This window comes from Paludibaculum fermentans (assembly GCF_051172195.1).
Taxonomy (GTDB): domain Bacteria; phylum Acidobacteriota; class Terriglobia; order Bryobacterales; family Bryobacteraceae; genus Paludibaculum; species Paludibaculum fermentans_A.
The window spans coordinates 3,332,987-3,346,931 of sequence record NZ_JBPJAQ010000001.1; the positions used below are offsets into that span (position 1 = coordinate 3,332,987).

General features: G+C 62.3%; 12 protein-coding genes. 5 read left to right on the forward strand and 7 right to left on the reverse strand.

Annotated features, from left to right (window positions below):
• The first annotated feature begins 33 nt into the window (after window positions 1-33).
• From bamD to ACR9Y2_RS13525, 4 genes are read left to right on the forward strand one after another with little or no spacing between them, the layout of a single operon-like run.
• Window positions 34-1,317, forward strand: coding sequence for an outer membrane protein assembly factor BamD (gene bamD / locus ACR9Y2_RS13510; protein ID WP_435041848.1), 1,284 nt, complete (start codon window positions 34-36; stop codon window positions 1,315-1,317).
• Between the two features lie 6 nt (window positions 1,318-1,323).
• Window positions 1,324-1,899, forward strand: a complete 576-nt coding sequence (locus ACR9Y2_RS13515; RefSeq protein ID WP_435041849.1) for a response regulator — start codon at window positions 1,324-1,326, stop codon at window positions 1,897-1,899.
• Between the two features lie 20 nt (window positions 1,900-1,919).
• Entirely contained in the window at window positions 1,920-2,420 is a 501-nt protein-coding gene (locus ACR9Y2_RS13520; RefSeq protein ID WP_194453303.1) for a YajQ family cyclic di-GMP-binding protein, read from the forward strand.
• Window positions 2,421-2,433: 13 nt separating this feature from the next.
• Window positions 2,434-3,057 (forward strand): alpha/beta hydrolase, encoded by a 624-nt coding sequence (locus ACR9Y2_RS13525; RefSeq protein WP_435041850.1) that lies wholly within the window; start codon window positions 2,434-2,436, stop codon window positions 3,055-3,057.
• Here the strand turns inward: ACR9Y2_RS13525 and ACR9Y2_RS13530 are convergent.
• The 4 genes from ACR9Y2_RS13530 to ACR9Y2_RS13545 all read right to left on the reverse strand — a co-directional run bounded on the left by ACR9Y2_RS13530 (window position 3,050) and on the right by ACR9Y2_RS13545 (window position 6,994).
• Window positions 3,050-3,439: a response regulator gene (locus ACR9Y2_RS13530; protein ID WP_435041851.1), complete on the reverse strand. Its 390-nt coding sequence runs from the start codon at window positions 3,437-3,439 to the stop codon at window positions 3,050-3,052. The genes ACR9Y2_RS13525 and ACR9Y2_RS13530 overlap by 8 nt on opposite strands.
• 170 nt (window positions 3,440-3,609) lie before the next feature.
• Entirely contained in the window at window positions 3,610-4,923 is a 1,314-nt protein-coding gene (gene purB, locus ACR9Y2_RS13535; protein ID WP_435041852.1) for an adenylosuccinate lyase, read from the reverse strand.
• A gap of 8 nt (window positions 4,924-4,931) precedes the next feature.
• The gene (locus ACR9Y2_RS13540) at window positions 4,932-5,768 is read right to left on the reverse strand and encodes an MBL fold metallo-hydrolase (protein ID WP_435041854.1); all 837 of its coding nucleotides are present in this window, start codon (window positions 5,766-5,768) and stop codon (window positions 4,932-4,934) included.
• A 14-nt stretch (window positions 5,769-5,782) separates the two neighbouring features.
• Window positions 5,783-6,994 (reverse strand): PP2C family protein-serine/threonine phosphatase, encoded by a 1,212-nt coding sequence (locus ACR9Y2_RS13545; protein WP_435041856.1) that lies wholly within the window; start codon window positions 6,992-6,994, stop codon window positions 5,783-5,785.
• 119 nt (window positions 6,995-7,113) lie between these two features.
• On the opposite strand from ACR9Y2_RS13545, the gene ACR9Y2_RS13550 reads away from it, so the two are divergent.
• Complete coding sequence (locus tag ACR9Y2_RS13550) at window positions 7,114-7,878, forward strand: 3',5'-cyclic-nucleotide phosphodiesterase (RefSeq protein WP_435041857.1); 765 nt, start codon at window positions 7,114-7,116, stop codon at window positions 7,876-7,878.
• 1 nt (window position 7,879) lies between these two features.
• On the opposite strand, the gene ACR9Y2_RS13555 is transcribed toward ACR9Y2_RS13550, so the two are convergent.
• From ACR9Y2_RS13555 to ACR9Y2_RS13565, 3 genes are read right to left on the reverse strand one after another with little or no spacing between them, the layout of a single operon-like run.
• The gene (locus ACR9Y2_RS13555) at window positions 7,880-9,571 is read right to left on the reverse strand and encodes a GWxTD domain-containing protein (RefSeq protein ID WP_435041859.1); all 1,692 of its coding nucleotides are present in this window, start codon (window positions 9,569-9,571) and stop codon (window positions 7,880-7,882) included.
• 6 nt (window positions 9,572-9,577) lie between these two features.
• Window positions 9,578-12,403, reverse strand: a complete 2,826-nt coding sequence (locus ACR9Y2_RS13560; RefSeq protein ID WP_435041860.1) for a TonB-dependent receptor — start codon at window positions 12,401-12,403, stop codon at window positions 9,578-9,580.
• Window positions 12,404-12,439: 36 nt separating this feature from the next.
• Entirely contained in the window at window positions 12,440-13,879 is a 1,440-nt protein-coding gene (locus tag ACR9Y2_RS13565; RefSeq protein WP_435041861.1) for a M20/M25/M40 family metallo-hydrolase, read from the reverse strand.
• Window positions 13,880-13,945: the final 66 nt, after the last annotated feature.

Consider the following 13,945-nt stretch of genomic DNA (forward strand, 5'->3'; position numbering starts at 1 on the left):
CTCCGGAACCCCGCAAATAAGGTGATGCGACTGATGATCTTCTCCAGGAACCGCTCGGCGCAATGGATCGCCGCCGTACTCGTCTGCTTGTTTGCCGTGTTTGGCGCAGGCTGCCGTGGGAAGAAGTACGAAAATCCGATCACGAAGGACACCGAGCAACCCGATAAGGTTTTGTTCGACAAGGCCGTGAAGGACATTGAGCGGGGCCGCTATGAAGTGGCCCGCCTGACGCTAAACACGCTGATGAATACGTACGATACCAGCGAGTTTCTGGCGAAGTCCAAGCTGGCGATTGCCGATTCGTGGATGCGGGAAGGCGGTACGCACGCCTTTGCGCAGGCGGAGGCCGAGTACAAGGACTTCATCCTGTTCTACCCGACCCTGGAAGAATCGGCCGAAGCGCAGATGAAAGTCTGCGACATCCATTACAAACAGATGGAGAAGCCGGACCGCGACCCGACGCATGTGATGCGGGCCGAGGAAGAGTGCCGGACGCTGCTGACGAACTTCCCGAATTCGCGCTACGCGCCGGAAGCGGCACAGCGGTTGCGCGACATCCAGGAAGTATCGAGTGAAGGTGAGTTCCGTGTGGGCGCGTTCTACCACCACAAGGGGTCGTTCCCGGCCGCGGCGAACCGCCTGCAGACTGTAACGGACCACTACCCGCTCTACAGCGGATCCGACCAGGCGTTGTGGCTGTCGGGCGACAGCTACAGCCACATGGGGCCGCGCTTCAAGCAGAAGAGTGTTTCTTCCTACCAGAAGATTGTCCGGGACTATCCGCTGAGTCCGCTGGTGGACCAGGCGAAGGACAAGCTGAAGGAGATGGAAGCGGAGATTCCAGAGCCGGATCCGGTGGCTTATGCCCGGATGAAGTATGAACTGGAGAATCAGGCGAAAAAGGGCATGATGGGCAAGGCGTGGGCTCCTTTTTCGAAGGATCCTGACGTGACCGCGGCAGCCAAATCCGGCCAGCCGGCGATGACGACCTTGCGGCCTTCGATCCCGGCCAGTGTTCCGGTGCCGGCGGGTGCGCAGGGCGGTGTGAACGACATCACGATCAGCACAAATCCGACGGGTGGCACTTCGCAGCTGGATACCCAGCCGGATGCTCGTGCGACGCAGCCCGCGGCGGCAGGTTCCGCGCCGGCGGCTACCCCGCAAGCTGCCCCACCGGCCGCGAATCCGAATGAGATGATTCCGACGAACCATCAGATGCCGGTCCAGAAGAAGGGCAAGCAGAAGAAGGCGCCGAAGCAGGACAAGAAGAAAGCCGAGGCCGCGACGACCCCGGCTGCGCCCGAGGAAAAGAAGTAACACCCTTTGTCTTCACCAGTTCGGGTTCTACTCGCTGACGACAGCCCGCATGCCCAGCGCATGGGGGAGCGGATTCTCCGTGAGGAAGGGTACGAGGTCGTCACCATTACGGAAGGCGATACGGTGCTTGTCCGTCTCGCCGACGTCGATCCGGATCTGGTGCTAGCGGACGTATTCCTGCCCCAGAAGTCGGGGTATGAGATCTGCCGGTACATCAAAAGCAGCGAGAAGCACCGGCACGCGGGTGTCGTGCTGATCGCGGGGCTGTTGGAACCGGTGGACGAAGAAGAAGCCCGGCGGGCCGGGTGTGACGCCGTGTTGAAGAAGCCGTTTGAGGCTTCGGTGGTGCTGGAGACGATCAAGCCGCTGATCGACAAGGCGCGCTTTGCGCGTGGGCTGTTTAGCGACACGGTGCCGCCACCGCCGCCGCCGGAAGAGCCTGCGACGGTGGTGGTGGTTCCACCGCGGCCGGAACTGGATCCCGAAGCGATTCGCGCCGCTGTTACAATTGCATTGGACCGTAGTCTCCCGGCGATCGTGGAAGAAATCACTGGAAAAATCCTGATTGCTCTGGGACACTAGGCCAGCGAATCCAAAGCCCTATGCCCGACAATTCATTTGACATCGTCTCCAAAGTGGAGATTCCCGAGGTTATGAACGCGATCCAGCAGGCGACCAAGGAAGTGATCCAGCGGTATGACCTGAAGGATTCGAAGAGCACGATCGAGCTCAACGAGAAAGAGCTCACGATCACTCTGACGTCCTCCGGCGACTTCCAGATCAAAGCTGTCCTGGAGATCCTGCAGTCGAAGCTGGTGAAGCGGCAGGTGCCGTTGAAGGCCTTTACTTACGGCAACATCCAGCCGACGGCCGGCACGCGCGTGCGGCAGGAGATCACCATGCAGCAGGGGATCGCGTCAGAAAAGGCCAAAGAGATCGTGAAGGTGATCAAGGACTCGAAGAAGAAGGCGCAGGCGGCCATCCAGGGCGACTTGGTGCGCGTCTCGGCGAAAGATCGCGACACGCTGCAGGAAGTCATTGCGTTGTTGAAGTCAAAGGACTTCGGCATCGACATGCAGTTCACGAACTACCGTTCGAACTGATCCCTGCGAGCTCATGCGGCGCATCGAAACGCTGTTCATCGACGGTCCGGCCGGGCGGCTGGAAGCAATTCTGGAAGAGCCGGACTCGGGCGCGCCGACGGAAGCGGCGCTGGTCTGCCACCCCCACCCGCTGGGCGGCGGAACCATGCACAACAAAGTAGTTCACCGGCTGGCTCGTGGTTTGCGCCAGCTCGGCGCGGTGACGCTGCGCTTCAACTTCCGTGGAGTGAACCTGAGCGAGGGTACTCACGACAACGGGGTGGGCGAGGTGGACGATGCGCGGGCGGTTCTGGCGGTGCTGCGCGAGCGGTATCCTGATCTGCCTCTGACCGTGAGCGGGTTCAGCTTCGGGTCGCGGATCGCTGTGCAGGTCTGCCCGGGTGCACGGCGTGTGGTGCTGGTGGGCTTTCCGACAGTTTACCGCCAGTTCGAGATCCTGGAGCGGTGCCCGGTCGAGCGGATCTTTATACAATCTACAAATGACGAATATGGGCCGCGGCTGGAGTTGCAGCCGGTGTTCGACAGGTTGTGGGGCGCGAAGTCGCTGCACTGGGTGGAGGCGCAGGATCATTTCTTTGCAGGCGCGCTGCCGGAGTTCGAACAGACAGTTGTAGGAATTGGGCCGCTGGCTATCTGATCGCGCGGCCGGCGCGACGGGAAGCGCGGGTACTGATCAGCATGGCGACCTTGCCGAGCAGTTCAGGCAGGTCCTCCGGCTCGATGAGCACGTCGGTGTCCTGGCTGTTGGACTTGGTTTCGGGACCGGCGTGCCAAGCTGTGACGAGGGCAGTGGCTGGGCGGTAGTCCTTCATGCGGGCGTGGGCCAACACCTTGAGGCCGGCTTCGGGTGATTCCATCGCCAACTCAGACAATACCAACTGATACTCGGCCTGATCGAGCAGGCCCACGGCCTCAGCCGCGGACGCCGCCGAATCGACACGGTAGCCTCCGGCTTCCAGGACGGTCTGCAATGTCAGTCGCGAGGTTGGGTTGTCATCGGCAAGTAAGACCCTTGCCATGCGGAGGTTTCGCCCCCGCCGCTTCTTCGACAATGTATCTGAATACCGGATCACGAGGTCTGCTCACAGGTCCGAAACGAATCCTGTTCCGCGATCAGTGTAACCCGAAACCGGCCAGATCCGACCCCTCAATTTAATGACTACTAACATCAAGGAATGAACTGGGCGTTTCATTCCCCGAACACGCGGGCAAAAATCGCATCCACGCTGCCGAGCTGGCGGTCGACGGAGAAGCAGCGGCTAATCTGCTCAGGAGTCAGATACTTGCGGATTTCGGGGTGGTTTTCTATGACGGCCCGGAAGTCGCCTTCCTCGTGCCAGGCGCGCATGGCTTCGGACTGCACGATTTTGTATGCCTGTTCGCGCAGCATGCCCGCAGCCGCGAGGTCGAGGAGGACCTGGCCGGAGAAGACTAAGCCCTTTGTGGACTCCAAATTGCGCTTCATGCGTTCCGGGTAGACACGCATGCCGCCGATGAGCCAGATGGTCTTCGCCAGAAGATAGTCGGTGAGAATGCAGGAGTCGGGCAGGATGACGCGCTCGACGCTGGAGTGTGAGATATCCCGTTCATGCCAAAGGGCAATGTCCTCAAAGGCGGCCTGCACGTTGGAGCGGACCACGCGGGCGAGGCCGCAGATCTGCTCGCTCACAATTGGGTTCCTTTTGTGCGGCATGGCGCTGGAGCCCTTCTGGGCGCCTTCGGCGAAAGGCTCCTCGGCTTCGCGGACTTCGGTCCGTTGGAGGTGGCGGACTTCAAGGGCGCACTTCTCGCAGAGCGCGCAGACCAGGGCGAGCGCGGACACGAAGGCGGCGTGGCGGTCGCGCGAGACGACCTGGCTGGCGATGGGGGCAACCTTCAGCCCAAGTTTCTCGCAGATGGCGGCTTCCGTAGCGGGCTCCATGTGGGCCAGGGTGCCGACGGCGCCCGAGAGTTTGCCGTAGCGGAGGTCCTCCGCGGCCTCGTGGAGCCGGCGTTTGGCGCGCAGGGCTTCGTCGTACCAGTTGGCGATTTTGAGGCCGAAGGTGATGGGTTCAGCGTGGACACCGTGGGTGCGGCCGATGGCAATGGCGTGTTTGAACTCGTGGGCGCGGGTCTTGAGGACTTCGATGAGGCTATCGACGCGCTTCAGAATGAGCTCAGCGGATTCCTTGAGCTGGAGGGCTTGGGCGGTATCAACTACGTCATTTGACGTAAGACCATAGTGAAACCAGCGGGAGGCGTCGCTGTGCCCGGCGGATGCCATTGATTCTGCTACGCATGTAGTGAATGCGATCACATCGTGGCGGATTTCGGCTTCGATTTCGAGGATGCGGTCGACGGAGATGGCGGCGTATTCGCGGAGGAACTTTGCGGACTCGGCGGGGATATGACCACGCTCGGCTTGAATATCGCAATTGGCGAGTTCGACGGCGAGCCACTGCGCATATTTGTTCTCATCGCTCCAGATGCGGCCCATTTCGGGGCGGGTATAACGCTGGATCATGCTTACTCCTACAATTGAAAAATATCGCTAAGCTTGCGTGGTTCGGCCACGATCAGGCGGGGCGACAAGCCGCGCCGTTCGAGTGCCTGTTTCGCACCAAGCTCGGTTTCCCAAATCGTGTTGTTGTGTTCGCTCAAGTGGCCGAGGATCAGGGTTTGGACCTCGGAGGGCAGGTCATTGGCGATGTACTCGCAGGCGGCATCGTTGGAAAGGTGGCCTTTGCGGGACAGGATGCGCTGTTTGACGTGCCAGGGGTAAGGGCCCAGCTTGAGCAATTCCGGATGGTGGTTCGACTCTAGTAGTAAAAAATGTGACCGCTGCAGGTGCACCTTGACGCTGTCGGGCATGTAGCCCAGATCGGTGGCAATGGAGATCTTGATGCCCTGGGTTTTGACGGTATAGCCGACGGGATCGATGGCGTCGTGGGGAATGGTGAAGGATGAGACGGAGAGGTCGCCAATCTCGATGCCGGAGCCGGCCTGGAAGGTTTGGACGACGGGTTGGGTGGTACCCCAGTCGATGGTGGGGGCTGTGAGATGGGTGAGGAAGACGGGGATGCGGCGACCCATGGCGGCGAGCGCGCGAATCATCACCGGCAAGCCAAGAATGTGATCGGAGTGCTCGTGGGTGATGAAGATGGCGTCGAGACGAGCCGGATCCTCGCCGATGGCGGCAAGCCTGGCGAATGTTTCCTTACGGTTGAGCCCCGCGTCGATCAGGATGCGCGTGTTGTCGGTCCCGATAAAGGTGGAATTGCCCGCGCTGGATGATGCGAGCACACAAGCCTTGACGATGCGGAGCCTCCCTGCCTTTTTATCGTAAAGGAAGCGGGCGGCAGGCGCCATCCCAAACGGGCTGGCTAGAGGGCTTTCATGGCGACTACGGTCATGTCGTCGGCCTGTTCGGCATCTCCGGTGAAAGCGTCGGCGGCGGCGACGGCGGTCTCGACGATTCTCGGGGCGGGGCAACCGCCGGCGGAGCGGAGGATCTTTTCGAGGTCGGACTCTTCCCAGATTTCCTCAGCGGAGTTTGTGGCTTCGCTGATGCCGTCGGAAAAGCAGAGCAGGACGTCGCCAGGTTCCAACTGGATCTCGGCCTGCTGATAGCGGGAGAAGCCGAGGAGACCGATGGGGCAGCCGCCTGCGTCCAGGCGCTCGACTTGACCAGTGGCGGCGCGGAGGAGCATGGGCGGGCAACCGCCGGCATTCACAAAGGCCAAGCGGCGTGTGTTGGCGTCCAGCATGGCGCAGAACAGGGTGGAGTATTTGTCGGAAGTGGAGAAGGAGTAGACGGCTTTGTTGAAGTCGTTGACGAATTCAGAGAGCGACTCGGGCGGGTGCAGCATCTGGGAGCGGATGGCAGCCTGAATGCTTGCCATGAGGACGGCGGCGGCGATGCCTTTGCCGGAGACGTCGCCGAGGGTGAAGAAGAGGCGGTCGCCGGGCAGGGCGATGAAGTCGTAGTAGTCGCCGCCGACGAACTTGGCGGGGCGGCAATAGGCGTCGAATTCGAGGCCGGGCAGGGCAGGGAGGGTCTGGGGGAGGAGGCGCTGCTGAACGCTGCGGGCGATTTCGAGTTCCTTGAGCAGGAGGCGGGCCTTCTCGGCTTCAGCGCGCAACTGCTGGCCTTCGAGGGCGGAGGCGGAATAACTGGCGGCCAGGGAGAGAAGGTCCACATCGGAGGTGTCGAAGCCGCCGGGTTTGTTCAGGGCCTGGAGCGCGCCGATGACGCGGCTATCGGAGCCGCGGAGGGGGAGAACCAGGACGGAGCGGGTGGCGTAGCCGCTTTTCTCGTCCACGCGGCCGAGGAAGCGGGGATCGGAAGAAGTGTCGTTGACAACGATGGGTTCGTTGTCGGCGATACAGGCACCAACGAGGCCGTGCCCGAGGGGGATGCGGATCTCGGAGGTGCCATGAGCGACCTTGGTCCAGATCTCCCGGCTGGCGGAATCGACCAGCCAGATGCTGCAGCGATCGGCGCCGGCGAGGTCGCGGGCCATGTTCGCGTTGAGTTCCAGAAGAGCATCGGTATCGGGTGCGCCACCGATCTGCGCCGCGTATTCGAAGATCACGCGGGAGATCCTATCGGCCTGGGTCATCTGGTAGAGTGTACCGCTAGTTGCTTGTCTGGTGCGGCTGTCCATGCAATATTGGTCGAAGCCTTGGGAGCGCCAGCCGCTGGGAAAATGACATGAAAGTCCGCCTGATCGGTTCCTCGCCTGACGCACCGCGCGACAGGCACTACGCCAGTTCCTACCTGATTAACGATCGAGTGGCGATCGACGCGGGCACATTGGGTTTTTCCGGGACTCCGGAAGAGCAGGCGGAGGTGCGGCATGTCTTTCTGACGCACTCGCACATGGATCATATTTCGAGCCTGCCGGTGTTTCTGGAGAATGCGTATGATCCGGCGGTTCCGGCTGTGACGGTACACGCCCTGCCGGAGACGATGGATACGCTGCAGCGGCATATCTTCAATGGCGAAATCTGGCCGGATTTCATACACCTCTCGCCGCCGGGGCGGCCATTTTTTCTGCCCAACTGCGTCGACCTGGGGCTGCCGATTGAGGTGGAGGGGCTGACGGTCGTGCCGGTGGCGATGAACCACATTGTGCCCACGGCCGGTTACCTGGTGACCGATGGGCGGTCGACAGTGGCGTTTGGGGCAGACTCCGGGCCTACGGACCGGATTTGGGAGCTGCTGAAGGACATGCCGGCTCCGCGGTCGGTTTTTTTGGAGTGCACCTTTCCGGATGAATTGACAGGGTTGGCGGGGATCAGCGCGCATCTGACTCCGGAGAGCTTCGGGCTGGAGGTGGCAAAGATGCCTGCGGCGACGAATATCCTGGCGGTCCATCTGAAGCATCGATTCCGGGACAAGGTGGCTGAGGAGTTGCTGGCGTTAGGGCTGCCGAGCCTGCGGATCACGGGCGGCGAAGCGACGTACGAGCTGTAGGTCAGCGGCCGGCACGCAGCTTTCCTTTCACGTCGGAGAGGGCCTGTTCCAGGGCAGCGGTGTGGCGCATCTGCAGGGCGCGTTCGAGGTAGGCGGCGGCGACGCTGTAATCCTGGAATTCTGTCTCAACAAAACCCATGGTGGTTAATGCGTCGAAATGACGCGGGTCGAGGGCCAACGCCTCGTGCAGAAGAGCCCGGGCCTGATCCAGGCGGCCCTCCAGCGCCTCCAGGCGGCCCAGTGCGGTAAGGGTGTCCGCGTTCCTGGCCTGGCTGAGGGCGCGGTTGAAGCAGAGCCTGGCCTGCGCGCGATTTCCATTCAACAGAAACTGGCGGCCGATGGAGAGCAGTGCCGCAGCTGGGCCGAGGTTCGCATTGTGCGAGATGATGACGCGGCTGTCGAGGCGCTCAGGCTCGGGTGCTGGCAGCTTCACCTCGACGATTTCAGTGCCAGAGCGGGCCTGCAGGTTGAGCGGGCCGGGCGGGCGATGGGCCGGGAGGGTGTACTGGGCGAAGCCAGCGGCGTCCGTTTCGGAGGATGCCACGGAGAGGACTTCGACGCCGCGTGTGATGCGCCACTGGACACGGCCGGGCGTTGAGAACTGGAGCATGGCCTGGCGGGGTTCCGGCGACGGCAGCAGGCGCAGTGCGCTGAACTGGAAGGGCGCGGCGCCGGTGGTATCCCCGGTGGACCCGAGCAGGATTTGCGTGGCGGCGGAGGGTTTCGCGACCTGGAGCGGATAAGGGGTCTTCACGCCGTCTGTATCCACGACCAGCGTGTAGTCGCCGGGCAAGAGAAACAGGCGATGGACGTAGGCGACCGGCGTCACGGTTTCGAACTCGAGCTGGGTCTGCCACTCATCGAGCGGCACGCCGGAGACCTGGACGGAGAGTCCGATGCGGGCACGGACGGCGGCCTTCACCTGGATGTCGACGACGGGTAGGCGATCGGGGGTCCAGGTTTGGAAAGCTTCGAGCAGCGGCCGTTCTGAGAGGATCAGGCGCGACTGGACGCGTTCCTTGGGATCGCTGCGTAAGGCCCAGGCCGGAGCCGCGGCCATGTTCACGATGTCGCTGTTACCCGAGCCGGTGATGCCCCGGGCGACGGAGGACGCGGCGTCGACAACCTCGGCTTCAGCGGGCGGGAGATTGAGCGAGTTTGGCACGTCGGAGGCGCGGATGATGTCGTTGACGGCGAACAGGCCGCGAGTGCCGCTGTTCGGGATGAGCAGGGTCCGCAGGCTGTTCAGTTGCGGGGAGTAGAGCTGCAGCGGGCCGGCGCCTTCCTTGCGATAGAAGAGAAAGCGGGCCTGGGTGCCGAGGCCGAGACGGGGCAGGCTGTTGTAGTACCAGATCTCGCACTGGACGAAGACGCGGCTGGAGGGCAGCCGGCTGATGGAGGTGGGGGCGCCGAGGCTCAGGTAGACACGGCCCTGGTCCGTATTTGCACCTGAGCCTGGTTTGGCGCCGCCGTATTGTGCGTCGGTCCATTCGATCCGTTGCAGGTATTCCTCTTCGCTGACTGCCTTGCCGCTCCAGAAGCTGTGATGGAAGGCCTGCCGGGCGGAGTCGTCCTGAAGTTCCGTGTAGAGCTTGCGCTCGGCGGAGTTCATGATGGGTTCCACCCGTTGCAGCCAGGGATCTGCTGCGAAGGCGAGAAGCGGAGCGAAGAGAAGAGCCAGGAGGAGTCGCATGGGTGCCTAGTAGTCGAAGCGTACGGCGAACTGCAGCATGCGGGCCGCGTAAGCCAGGTTGGAGTTATAGGCAGGGCGTCCAAAGGTAGCCAGGCCGATGTTGGACTGGTAGGTGCCGTAGTTCTGGGCGTTGATCACGTTGAAGACCTCGAAGATGCCGGTGGCGCGCCAGCGGTCCTTGATGGCGACGGTCTTGGTGAGGCGCCAGTCGATGCGATTGATGGGCTGCCCGCGGAGGGAGTTGCGCTTCACATTGGTGTAGCCGGGGGCGCGGGAGGGGTAGAGGTACGACGGATCGATGAAGGTGGCGGTTCCGGTGAGGAAGGTTCGGTTGGAGGTGCCGGCGTAGTTGAAGGGGTTGCCGGGGCCGATGGAGGCGAAGGCCGCGCCGGAGCCGTAGTGGTAGAACATGCTGCTCTGGAAGCCCCAGGGGAGCTGGACGCTGCCATCGAAGTTCAACGTATGGCGCTGGTCGTCGACGGAGGGGCCCCACTCGTCGGCAAGGTCGAACTGATTGTTGGGGTAGCCGAAGGGGCCGGAAGACGAATCCTTCAGCTTGGAGACGGTGTAGGCGGCTCCGGCGGAGAAGCGTTTGGCGAAGCGTCGGGTGACCTGGAACTGGCCGCCGTAGTAGATGGCTCCGGAAGCGTTGGGAGTGGTGAATTCGAGGATCTGGCCGAAGCGGGTGTCGGGCCGTCCGCTGACGGAAGGATTGGTGCCGAAACCGGTGACGGGATTGAAGCCGATGTTGCGGTCCTGGCGGATCCATTCGTGGTAGACGCGCCAGTAGACGAAATCGCCGGAGACGGTCCACGACTGGCCGAGTTGCCGTTCAGCACCAATGGACGCCTGTGCGGAGTACGGCGTGACGGCATTGGTGTTCAGCAACTGGACGTTTTGGGCGGGTACGGGAACCTTGCCGGAGAGGAAGTCCTCGCCCGTGACGCCGTTGAAGGGATCGCGGAGGTTGATGGAGGTGGTGGCGGTGCGGCTGGCGCCGACCTGGAGCGAGGATTCGCCATTGAAGATGGACTGGTTGATGACCTGGTTGGCCTGGATATCGGCGAAGTAGAGGCCGCCGCCGCCGCGGATGACGGTTTTGCGGTCGCCCAGCAGGTCGTAGGCGAAGCCGACACGGGGCGAGAAGTTGAGGTTCTGTCCGCCGCGAGGTGGAACGACATTGCTCTTGAGGGTGGGGGTGCTCCAGATGCCGATGTCGTTGTCGTAGCGCAGGCCGAGGTTGACGGTGAGGCGTTTATTGATCTTCCAATCGTCCTGGACCCAGCCGGCGATGACGTTGCGCGGGATGTCGATGTTGAAGTTGCCGAAGCCCTGGGTGTAAGTGGAAGCGAGGGGCGAGAGGGCGTCGATGTTCCAGGTTTTGGGGTCGTTCCATACGGGGAAGACCGCGGACAGGTTGGCTGGTGCGGCGGTAAAGGGATTGACGGTGCCGCGGGAGTTCTGCGGGAAGAGCCCGGTGTGGTTGTTGGAGAGGTACTCACCGCCGAGTTTGATGCTGTGGGCGCCCTTTAACCAGTAGAGATCGTCGCGCACCTGATTGGTGAACTGATTGAACTCCTGGGGATAGTTGTAGGGGCCGCCGACGGTGATGCCGCCGGGCAGGCGGTATTCCTGGCTGAGGACATAGGGATTGTTCTTCCACTGGAAGTAGTTGAAGCCGTAGCGCACGTCGTTGGTTGTGGTGGGACTGATGACCCAGGTCCAATCGAGCATGGTGGTTTCGCCATCGCGCGTCTGTTGGGCGGCCTGCGAAGGGTGGCTGGTGCCGGACACGTTGCCAAAGGGATTGCGCCACTGTGACCCGTTGTAGCGGCCGCTGAGGCGGTGCTTTTCATTGACCACCCAGTCGACGCGGCCGATCCAGGTCTTGGTCTGAAAGTCGTTCGCGAAGCTAAAGCTCTGCCCGCCGAAGCCCTGAGGGGTGACGAGCACGGTGGAAGGCTGGGACTCTCCCTCATAGGCTCCGAAGAAGAATAGCTTGTCGCGAAGGATGCGGCCGCCGCCGGTGACGCCGTACTGCTTATTGGAGAAGGGCAGGACGCGCTGGCCGATGGGATCGGCGGCGTTGAACTTGTCGCTGCGGAAGTAGCCGTAGGCGGAGCCGTGGAACTCGTTGCTGCCGGACTTGGTCTGGGCGTTCACCTGGATCTGGGCGGAGCGGCCCATGGTGGCGTCGAAGCGGTTGGTGATGACCTGGAACTGCGACATGGTTTCGCGGCTGAACTGGGGCTGGCCGAAGCCGGCCCCCGCGGCGTTCTGTGTCACCTGCTGGCCGTCGACATTGATTTGGAAGCGCCCGCCACTGACGGTGCCGAGCGGAGTGTTGGAAACCGCGTTGACGGTGACGCCGGGCACAAGGAGGGAGAGTTCCATCCAGTTGCGGCCGTTCAAGGGAGTGTCCTTCATGCGGCTGGTGTCGACGTTGCCGCCGACCTGGGAGGAAGAAACGTCGATGGTGACGGCATCAGCCAGGACATCGACTGTACTGGCCTGGGCCGCGGGTTTGAGCTGGAACTCGGCGACCAGGCTTTGGCCGACCAGCAGATTGATGGTGCGTTCGGCCGGCGTGAATCCGGCCGCTTCGACGCGGACTTTGTACTCCGCGGCCTGCAAAGCGGGAAAGATGTATTGACCTTCGTTCCCCGTCAGGGTGGTGGAGGCGGCGCCGCCTCCGGCCGGAAGCAGGCGGACGATTGCGTTTGGGACCACGGCTCCTGTTGAATCCGTGACGGACCCCTGAATACCGGTTTGCTGTGCCCACAGTGCCGGCAGTACGAATAGAGACACTACGAGTGTCCAGACACACTTCATGCTTGTACTCCCCTCTGTCTCGACTATCCAGAGCGACTACTTTTTGGCGGCGGCGACATCCAGCAGGGTGTCGGTGATCAAGGCAAGGCCCGTCTGCAGCGAGGAGATGGGCACACGTTCATCGTTGCCGTGCATGCGGCTGAGGTCGGCGGCATCGATCGGATATGGGTAGATGCCGTACACGGGAATATTGCGGGAGCGCCAGGCAAAGGCGTCGGTGCCGGCCTGGAACAGATAGGGTGTGACGACGGCTCCGGGGTAGGTCTTTTTCGAGCTGGCGACCAGGGCGCGATACAGATCGGTCTCCTTGGAAGACTCGGGCATGTTGCGGAGGCGTTCGTAGTCCTTCAGCTGTTCGGGCGTGAGTGCTGTACGGCCGATGCCGGGCTGGGCGACGGTGATATCGACGCGGGGGTCGTTGATCACCTTCGTCATCTCATCGATGAGTTCCTGGTTGGAAGTGCCGGGGATGGTGCGGAAGTTGAGCGTGACTTCGGCTGAGCCTGGAATGACGTTGCCGCGGAAGCCGGCGTTCATCAGGACGGGCGCGATGGTGTCGCGCATGATGGCGTGCAACAGAGTGTTCTCGCTGATGGCCTTGTCGGCGGCGGCGACGAGTTGAGGGTCCTTGCCCTCCGAGAGATTGCGGAAGTGCGACTTCATCGGCTCCGCACTGACCTGCGAGAGGGCCATGAAGAATTCGCGGGTGGAGGCGGTCAGCTTGGGTTTGGTGTCGTACTCAGAGACTTTGGCCAAGGCTCGGGCGAGCGTGTAGATGGCATTGTCGGGCCGCGGCATGGAGGAGTGAGTGGAGGTGCCGCGGGCGGTGAGCTTCAGGCTGACGCCGGATTTGTCGGCGGTGGAGATGCTGACGTAGAGGACTTTGCCCTTGTCGTCCTTGATAATCCAGCCGCCTTCGTTCAAGGCAAATTCGCAGTCGATCTTGTCCCAGGCCTGGGTGGAGAGGTAGCGGGTGTTGTATTGTCCGCCTTCCTCGTCGGCTTCGGAAAGGAAGATGATGTCGCGGTCGAGCGGGACTTTGCGGCGGGCGATGTCGATGGCGGCTTGTGCGAAGACGGCGAGGCCGCCTTTGAAGTCGATGGCTCCACGGCCCCAGACTGCTCCGTCCTTCACTACGCCCGCGAACGGATCAACAGTCCATTTCTCGCGCTCCACACCCACGACGTCGGCGTGTGCGGCGATGAGGACGGGCTTGCGGCTGCCGTTGCCGCGGAGTCTGGCGATGAAGTGGCTCTTGCCGGGTTGGGGGGTGGGGATGATGTCGATCTCAAAGCCGTAAGGCTTGAACTTCGCGGCCAGGAGCTGGGCCAGTTTGTCCTCATTGCCAGGCGGATTGCTGGTGTCGACGCGAATGATGTCGACGAGGAGTTGAGCGACTTCCGGCAGGGGGGCGGCCGTGTCGGCGGCGAACAGGCAAGTTGTGAAGAGAGGCAGAAGAAGCGAGCGAAGGCGCATGATGACCCCTATGCAGATTGAACTTCCCGTGCGACGTGACGCACGCCTCAGCATAGAGGAGACTCG